This is a genomic window from Streptomyces sp. NPDC046335 (genome assembly GCF_055587985.1).
Genome location: NZ_JBVJFF010000048.1, coordinates 1 through 1,961, shown reverse-complemented (window position 1 = coordinate 1,961; position 1,961 = coordinate 1). Strand labels below are relative to the sequence as shown.

At 70.5% G+C, this 1,961-nt stretch carries 1 protein-coding gene; it reads left to right on the top strand.

Annotated elements, in window-relative coordinates; translation table 11 throughout:
• Positions 1-1,961 (top strand): acyltransferase domain-containing protein (locus ACZ6JY_RS40750; protein WP_469204649.1); only part of this gene is annotated, 1,961 nt, incomplete at both ends.

Sequence of the window (1,961 nt, the reverse complement as noted above, 5' to 3'; positions counted from 1 at the left end):
CCAACTGGAGGGGTGGTCGCGGGCAGGGCGGAGGCTTCGGTGGGGAAGGTCGTCTTCGTCTTCCCCGGTCAGGGTTCGCAGTGGGCGGGCATGGCGGCCGATCTGCTGGATGCCTCACCGGTGTTCGCCGGGCAGATCGCCGCGTGTGAGGAGGCGTTGGCCCCGCATGTGGACTGGTCGCTGACCGACGTGCTCCGCCAGGCCGCCGACGCGCCGGGCCTGGAGCGGGTGGATGTCGTGCAGCCGGTGCTGTTCGCCGTGATGGTGGCACTGGCACGCATGTGGCAGGCCTGCGGTATCCATCCCGATGCCGTCATCGGCCACAGCCAGGGAGAGATCGCCGCCGCTCACATCGCCGGAGCGCTCACCCTGACCGACGCCGCCACCACCGTCGCCCTGCGCAGCCAGGCTCTCGCTCAACTCGCCGGCCAGGGTGCCATGTGCTCGCTGACTCTCTCCGAAGAACAGACACGGCACCACCTCGCCACCTGGCCCGGACAACTCTCCATCGCCGCTGTCAACGGACCCCGTAACGTGATCGTCTCCGGCGATCCCCATACCATCGACGAGCTCCTCACCCACTGCGCCGAGCACGACATCCGGGCCCGCCGTATCCCTGTCGACTACGCCTCCCACAGCTCCCACGTCGAGGCAGTCGAAACGCAGATCCGTGACAGCCTGGCCCATCTCGCCCCTGCCGCACCCGGCATTCCCCTCCTGTCCACCGTGACCGGTCAGTGGATCACCGAACCCGTCATGGACGCCGACTACTGGTACAACAACCTCCGCCAGCCCGTCCACTTCCATGACGCGCTGCGCACTCTCGATGCGTCAGGTCACCACACCTACATCGAAACCAGCCCCCACCCCGTCCTCACCCACACCATCCACGACACCCACGACACCATTGGCGCCGGTGGCAATACGGGTGTGGATACGGGTGAGGGCGGCGGGTCCGGTGCTCCGGGGGCTGAGGGTGCCGGGGGGACTGTCTCACCAGTGGTGGTCGGCACGCTGCGCCGGGACGAGGAAGGCCCCCGCCGTTTCCTGGCCTCCCTGGCCGAGGCGCACACCCACGGTCTTCCCGTCACCTGGCAGCCGGTACTCACCGGTGCTACCCCCTGCCAGGTCGATCTGCCGACCTACCCCTTCCAGCGCCAGCGGTACTGGCTCGACGCGCCGGCCCCCCAGCCCGCGGACGGCCCGGCGGGGCCGGGCGGGCAAGCGGCGGAGGCCGGGTTCTGGAAGGCGGTGGAGCAAGGCGATGTGGCCGCACTGAGCCAGACCCTGGCCCTGCCCCCCGGCCAGGAACACCGCACCGGCCTGGACACCCTCCTGCCCGCCCTGACCGCCTGGCGCCGGCACCAGCACCAACGCGCCACCCTGGACACCTGGCGCTACCACCTCACCTGGAAACCCCTGCCCACCACCACTGCCGGGCCCGGTACCAGCACGGCACACGGGGCATGGCTGGTCGTCATTCCCGCGGGCACCGGCACCGACCCGGCCGTGACCGCATGCCTGCAAGCACTCCACGACCTGGAACAGACCACCCACACCCTCGAAATCGACGCCACCACCACCCACCGCGAAGACCTCACCACCCACCTCACCACCCACCTCACCCCCGCCACCCCGGCCACCGGCACCGAAACCGGCAACGGTGACGTCCCGCCGCTGGTGGGGGTGTTGTCCCTGCTGGCCCTGGCCACCGGTTCCCGTACCGATGCGCCCACGGTGCCCGCGGGGCTGTGTGCGACGCTCCATCTCCTGCAGGCCCTGCACGACACCGGCCTGCCCGCACGCCTGTGGTGCGTCACCACCAGCGCTGTCACCACCCACCCTGCCACCGACCCCCTCACCCATCCCGACCAGGCCATGATCTGGGGCCTGGGCCGCGTCGCCGCCCTGGAACACCCCCACCACTGGGGCGGCCTCATCGACCTCCCCACCACCCACAC